We start from the raw sequence: 6,147 nt of genomic DNA, 5'->3' as shown, positions 1-6,147 counted from the left end.
CGCGCGATAGTCGACTGACAGTCGACTCTACCCGCCTGGGTCCTACCCGGCCCATGTCCGGCCTGTTTCCGCGCTCGGTGCCGGCAGTCAGTTGCATGCTCCGGGTTGGTAGAGTCGACTGTTAGTCGACTGCTCTTCCAGCCGTCTGCAAAACCCCGCGCTGCGCGCGATAGTCGACTGACAGTCGACTCTACCCGACCTGGGTCCTACCCGGCTCATGTCCGGCCTGTTTCCGCGCTCGGTGCCGGCAGCCAGCGTGCCGCCTTCAGGGCAATGCGAACCCCGCCTGGCGCAGCAGCCCGCACAGCGCGATCAGCGGCAGGCCGATCAGCGCGGTCGGGTCGCGGTTGTCGATCGCTTCGAACAGGCTGATGCCCAGGCCCTCGCACTTGAAGCTGCCGGCGCAGTCCAGCGGCTGTTCGGCGGCCACGTAGCGGGCGATCTCCTCCTGGCCCAGCGTGCGGAAACGGACTTCGGTCAGATCCACGGCGCTGAGTGATTCTCCGTCTCGCGTGAGACTGATTGCGGTATGGAAGCGTACCGTCTGCCCGGACATCGCCGCCAGCTGCGTGCGGGCCGCCTCGACGGTGCCCGGCTTGCCCAGCGGCCGCCCGTTCAGGTCCGCCACCTGGTCCGAGCCGATCACCCAGGCGCCGGGGTAGCGGGCGGCGACCTCGGCCGCCTTGGCCGTGGCCAGGCGCGTCGCCAGGACCAGGGGTGTCTCACCGTTCAACGGGGTTTCATCCACCTCCGGGCGCGCGCAGTCGAAGGGCAGGCCCAGCCGCTGCAGCAGCTCGCGGCGGTAGCGGGAGGTGGAGGCCAGGACCAGTGACATGCGACAATTCCGGGGCAGGGCGCGGCAGTCTGGCCCGTGTGCAGCGCCAGCAGCAAGTCCTGTATGGCGGGCATTTGACAGCAGCCCCCCCGATCCTTAGTATTCAGCGGCTTATGTCCGCGAACGTGCCCGAATCGCTGGATGCTTGGCGGATGGTCGTAGCGCGCAGGCGCTTCGACGGCCAGGTCTCCCTGGCTGAATTGACCCGCCTGCAGGGGCTGGTCGCAGATACCGACGGTGAGTGTTCCTACTCGCTTGAATTCGGTCGCGACGAAGTCCTGCGGGTATCCTATGTGGAACTGACCATCGACACCGCGTTGCCGCTGACCTGTCAGCGCAGCATGCAGCGATTCCTGTTGCCGGTGAAGGTGACCCAGAGGCTTGGCCTGATCCGCGACGAGGACGAGGAATCGTCCCTGCCGGAGGAGTACGAGGCGTTGCTGGTGCCGGAAGACGGCCAGCTGCGTCCGCTGGACCTGGTCGAAGACGAGTTGGTGCTGGCGGTGCCGGTGGTACCGCTGTCGCCCGACGGTGAAGCAGTCGACAAGGACTGGGCACCGAGCGAAGAAGAAACGAAGAAGGCCAACCCGTTCGCGGCGTTGGCGGCATTGAAGAAACAATAGCAGCCGGATTGTCGTCGGCGGCTGCGGCGAAAGCGAAAGTGTGCTGGGCGCTGGCGTCCTGCGCGACGATACGACGAAGCAAAACGAACCGAGTTTGGAGCAATCCCATGGCTGTGCAGAAATCCCGTGTTACCCCGTCCCGCCGCGGCCAGCGCCGTTCGCATGACGCCCTGAGCGCCAAGCAGCTGTCGACCGACCCGACCACCGGCGAAGTGCATCTGCGTCACCACATCACTGCCGACGGTTTCTACCGCGGCAAGAAGGTCATCCAGACCAAGACCTCGGCCGTCGAAGAAGATTGATGTGCCGGGAAGGCCGCTGCCCGAGGGCAGCGGCCTTTGCCTTCTTTCCCGGGCGTGCCGGTGATCGGCGGCCCGCGCAACAGGAAACATGATGAGCAAGCGGATCTATTCGAGGATCGCGGGCACCGGTAGCTATTTGCCGGAAAAAGTCCTGACCAACGCCGACCTGGAAAAGATGGTCGAAACCTCGGATGAGTGGATCCAGTCGCGCACCGGAATTCGTGAACGGCACATCGCGGCCGAAGGCGAAACCACCAGCGACCTCGGCTACCAGGCCGCGTTGCGCGCACTTGAAGCGGCCGGCATCGACGCTTCGCAGCTCGACATGATCGTGGTTGGTACGACCACGCCTGACCTCATTTTCCCCTCCACCGCGTGCCTGATCCAGGCCAAGCTCGGTGTTGCGGGGTGCCCTGCCTTTGACGTCAACGCCGCCTGTTCGGGCTTCGTGTTCGCGTTGGGCGTGGCCGACAAATTCATCCGTTCCGGTGACTGCAGGCACGTGCTGGTGATCGGCACCGAAACGCTGACCCGCATGGTCGACTGGAACGATCGCACCACCTGCGTGCTGTTCGGCGATGGCGCCGGCGCCGTTGTGCTCAAGGCCGACGAAGAGACCGGCATCCTCAGCACCCATCTGCATGCCGATGGTAGCAAGAAGGAACTGCTGTGGAACCCGGTGGGCGTCTCGACCGGCTTCAAGGACGGCGCCAACGGTGGCGGCACCATCAACATGAAGGGCAACGACGTGTTCAAGTACGCCGTCAAGGCGCTGGACTCGGTCGTGGACGAAACCCTGGCCGCCAATGGCCTGGACAAGTCCGACCTGGATTGGCTGATTCCGCACCAGGCCAACCTGCGCATCATCGAAGCCACCGCCAAGCGCTTGGACATGTCGATGGACCAGGTGGTGGTGACTGTCGACAAGCATGGCAACACCTCGTCCGGTTCGGTGCCGCTGGCGCTGGACGCCGCGGTGCGTTCGGGCCGCGTAGAGCGTGGCCAGCTGCTGCTGCTGGAAGCCTTCGGCGGCGGCTTCACGTGGGGTTCGGCCCTGCTGCGTTATTGATAGCGCAAGTTACGACAATGTGAAGCTTGTCGTTACGGCCCCTCTGGGGCCGTAACGCGTTTATAGGAGTACCCGTCATGGTTGAGCCCATCGTCATCGAAGGGCAGCGCGCCTGGCTGAAGCAGTACGGCAAGGGAAGCCGCGCACTGGCCCTGGGCCTGCTCAATTTCGTTGCCCGCCGTTTCCATCTGGACGCCCTGCGCCCACCGCCGCACCGTGGTGGTGATGCCGCGCGCGAAACCGAAGCCCGTCGCCTGGGAGAATTGCAGGCGCAGGGCGTGAACGTGCCCGACGTGCTGGGCAGCGGCCACGCCGCGCTGGTGATCGGCGACAACGGCAGCTCGTTCAATACCTGCCTGCGCCAGGCCGACGAGGCCGGCCGCGACCGGCTGGTGATGGCCGCCATGCAGGCCATCGCCGAAGCGCATGCGCGCGGCGCCTATTTCGGCCAGCCGCTGCCGCGCAACCTCACCTGGGACGGGCAGAAGGTGGGCTTCATCGATTTCGAGGAAGATCCGCTGGAAGTGATGGATCTGTCCGAAGCACAGGCCCGTGACTGGCTGATGTTCGGCTACGGCGTGGCCAAGTACTATGCCGACCGCCCCGAGCAGCTGCAGGCGATGATGGCCGAGGCGATGGGCGATGCCCAGGCGCCGGTGCGCGAGCATGTGCATGCGGTCAGCGGCCGCCTGCGCAGCCTGGCCCGGGTGTGCATGAAACTGGGCCGTTCAGCGCGCGCGCTGGCCCATTCGATCTTCATCGCCCATGGCGCCAGCACGGCGGGCGTGCTGATGCTGGTGGGCCTGTGCGTGGATTTCCTCGCCGACGGCGACCTGGACGTGCTGCAGCTGTTCTGCTGATGGCTGGTTCGCGCTGCGGTAGAGTCGACTGTTGGTCGACTTCCGCGCGCAGCGCGGGTTTTCAGGGGCTGATCGAGGGGCAGTCGACTAACAGTCGACTCTACCTGGGCGGGGACACCGCACCGGATGCCGGGTTGTCCCGCGGCCGCGCTCCATACGCCTGCATACGCGCACGTACAGACGACACAGCGGATTCGCCCTTATCATGGCCCGCTTCGATTGCAACAAGCGGATGACCGCGTGACCGTATCCACCCTCGCTTTTGTCTTCCCCGGCCAGGGCTCGCAGTCTGTGGGCATGGTGGCCGAGCTGGCCGAACTGCACCCGCAGGTGCGTGAAGCCTTCACCGAGGCATCCGATGGTGCCGGCGTCGACCTGTGGGCGCTGTCCCAGGGTGGCCCGGAGGAAATGCTCAACCGTACCGAATACACCCAGCCGGCCCTGCTGGCCGCAAGCATCGGCGTGTGGCGCGCCTGGAACGCCGTCGGCGGTCCGCGCCCGTCGGTGCTGGCCGGTCACAGCCTGGGCGAGTACACCGCCCTGGTTGCCGCTGGCGCGCTGAGCCTGCATGACGGTGCGCACCTGGTGCGCCTGCGCGGCCAGCTGATGCAGGAAGCCGCACCGGCCGGTGTCGGCGCCATGGCCGCCGTGCTCGGCGCCGAAGACCAGCTGGTGCTGGACGTCTGCGCCGAAGCCGCAGGCAGCCAGGTGGTGGTGCCGGCCAACTTCAATTCGCCGGGCCAGATCGTGATCGGTGGCGACGCCGACGCGGTCGACCGCGCACTGGCGCTGCTGGCCGAGAAGGGCGTGCGCAAGGCGGTCAAGCTGGCCGTGAGCGTGCCCTCGCACACCCCGCTGATGCGCGAAGCCGCCAACCGCCTGGCCGAAGTGATGGCCGGCCTGTCCTGGCAGGCGCCGCAGCTGCCGGTGGTGCAGAACGTCGATGCCAAGGTGCACGAGGGTGTGGACGCGATCCGGACCGCGCTGGTGCAGCAGCTGTACCAGCCGGTGCAGTGGACCGGTTGCGTGCAGGCTCTGGCCGGCCGTGGCATCACCCAGATCGCCGAGTGCGGCCCGGGCAAGGTGCTGACCGGCCTGGTCAAGCGCATCGACAAGGCCATCGACGGCCGTTCGCTGGCCACCCCGGGCGACTTCGAAGTCGCCCGCGAGGCATGGTCGGCCTGACTCCCCCTGTTCCTGCCGACCGTACCGGTGGCCGCTGCACGCGGCACGGGTGCGGCGGCCGCCCCAGCCTGAGGAAAACATCATGAGCAAGCCCCTGCAGGGTGAAATCGCACTGGTCACCGGTGCCAGCCGTGGCATTGGTGCCGCCATCGCCGATCTGCTGGCCGCCCAGGGCGCCACCGTCATCGGCACCGCCACCACCGAATCCGGTGCCGCAGCCATCGGCGAGCGCCTGGCCGCCCACGGCGGCCACGGCCGTGCACTGAACGTGACCGACGCTGCCGCGCTGGACAGCGTGCTGGACGGCATCGCCAAGGAGTTCGGCCCGATCTCGATCCTGGTCAACAATGCCGGCATCACCCGCGACAACCTGCTGATGCGCATGAAGGACGAGGACTGGGCGTCGATCATCGACACCAACCTGACCAGCGTGTTCCGCACCAGCAAGGCGGTCATGCGCGGCATGATGAAGGCGCGCAAGGGCCGCATCATCAACATCGCATCGGTGGTGGGCGTGACCGGCAATGCCGGCCAGGCCAACTACGCGGCCGCCAAGGCCGGCATCATCGGCTTCAGCAAGTCGCTGGCCAAGGAAATCGGTTCGCGCGGTGTCACCGTCAATGTGGTCGCTCCCGGCTTCATCGACACCGACATGACCAAGGCGTTGCCTGAAGAAGCGCGTACCGCGCTGATCAACGACATCGCCCTCGAACGCCTGGGTTCGCCGGAGGACATCGCCCATGCGGTGGCCTTCCTGGCCAGCCCGGCTGCCGGTTACATCACCGGCGAAACCCTCCATGTGAACGGTGGCATGTACATGCCGTAAGCAAGGGGCGCAGGGATTGCGCCGCAAGTGGTTGATCTGCTGAGGTTTTTGCTGCGATGCAAGGCCGCGCCGGTTTCCACTACACTATCCCACGGCCATCGCCTTTGATGGCGACCACTTTTGAACCACAACTCCATCTGGAGCGAGATCCCATGAGCACCATCGAAGAACGCGTCAAGAAAATCGTCGTCGAACAGCTTGGCGTCAAGGAAGAAGAAGTCACCAACAGCGCATCGTTCGTCGATGACCTGGGCGCTGACTCGCTGGACACCGTCGAGCTGGTGATGGCCCTGGAAGAAGAATTCGAGTGCGAGATCCCGGACGAAGAAGCCGAGAAGATCAGCACCGTGCAGGCCGCCATCGACTACGTCAAGGCCCACGTCAAGGCCTGATGTCAGACGGCAGTGCGCGCGCGGGTCATCCTCGCCGCGCACCGCACCCCATGGG

At 66.0% G+C, this 6,147-nt stretch carries 8 protein-coding genes; 7 read left to right on the top strand and 1 reads right to left on the bottom strand.

All coding sequences use genetic code 11. From position 1 onward, the window contains the following. Positions 1-265: 265 nt before the first annotated feature. Entirely contained in the window at positions 266-835 is a 570-nt protein-coding gene (locus AC5P88_RS05670; protein ID WP_495224537.1) for a Maf family protein, read from the bottom strand. A 113-nt stretch (positions 836-948) separates the two neighbouring features. Here AC5P88_RS05670 and AC5P88_RS05665 point away from each other — a divergent pair, with 113 nt between their 5' ends. From AC5P88_RS05665 to acpP, 7 genes are all read left to right on the top strand, one after another. After that, a complete protein-coding gene (locus tag AC5P88_RS05665) occupies positions 949-1,458 on the top strand; it encodes a YceD family protein (RefSeq protein ID WP_012479287.1) in 510 nt (169 codons plus the stop codon). A 107-nt stretch (positions 1,459-1,565) separates the two neighbouring features. After that, positions 1,566-1,760 carry a 50S ribosomal protein L32 gene (gene rpmF / locus AC5P88_RS05660; RefSeq protein WP_005408308.1) on the top strand — a complete coding sequence of 65 codons (195 nt, stop codon included), beginning with the start codon at positions 1,566-1,568 and terminating at the stop codon, positions 1,758-1,760. Positions 1,761-1,851: 91 nt separating this feature from the next. Continuing rightward, positions 1,852-2,829 (top strand): beta-ketoacyl-ACP synthase III, encoded by a 978-nt coding sequence (locus AC5P88_RS05655; RefSeq protein WP_005408309.1) that lies wholly within the window; start codon positions 1,852-1,854, stop codon positions 2,827-2,829. A 77-nt stretch (positions 2,830-2,906) separates the two neighbouring features. Beyond that, on the top strand, positions 2,907-3,689 hold the full coding sequence (locus AC5P88_RS05650) for a BUD32 family EKC/KEOPS complex subunit (protein WP_106551372.1): 783 nt from the start codon (positions 2,907-2,909) through the stop codon (positions 3,687-3,689). A gap of 240 nt (positions 3,690-3,929) precedes the next feature. After that, positions 3,930-4,874: an ACP S-malonyltransferase gene (fabD, locus tag AC5P88_RS05645; RefSeq protein ID WP_106551373.1), complete on the top strand. Its 945-nt coding sequence runs from the start codon at positions 3,930-3,932 to the stop codon at positions 4,872-4,874. Between the two features lie 82 nt (positions 4,875-4,956). Further along, the gene (gene fabG, locus AC5P88_RS05640) at positions 4,957-5,700 is read left to right on the top strand and encodes a 3-oxoacyl-ACP reductase FabG (protein WP_005408312.1); all 744 of its coding nucleotides are present in this window, start codon (positions 4,957-4,959) and stop codon (positions 5,698-5,700) included. 152 nt (positions 5,701-5,852) lie between these two features. After that, entirely contained in the window at positions 5,853-6,092 is a 240-nt protein-coding gene (gene acpP, locus AC5P88_RS05635; protein WP_005408313.1) for an acyl carrier protein, read from the top strand. The last annotated feature ends 55 nt before the right edge of the window (positions 6,093-6,147 follow it).

This window comes from Stenotrophomonas sp. YJH_SMC_8 (genome assembly GCF_059371315.1).
The sequence above is the reverse complement of the archived record's forward strand: the minus strand, read 5'-3'. Positions and strand labels throughout refer to the sequence as shown.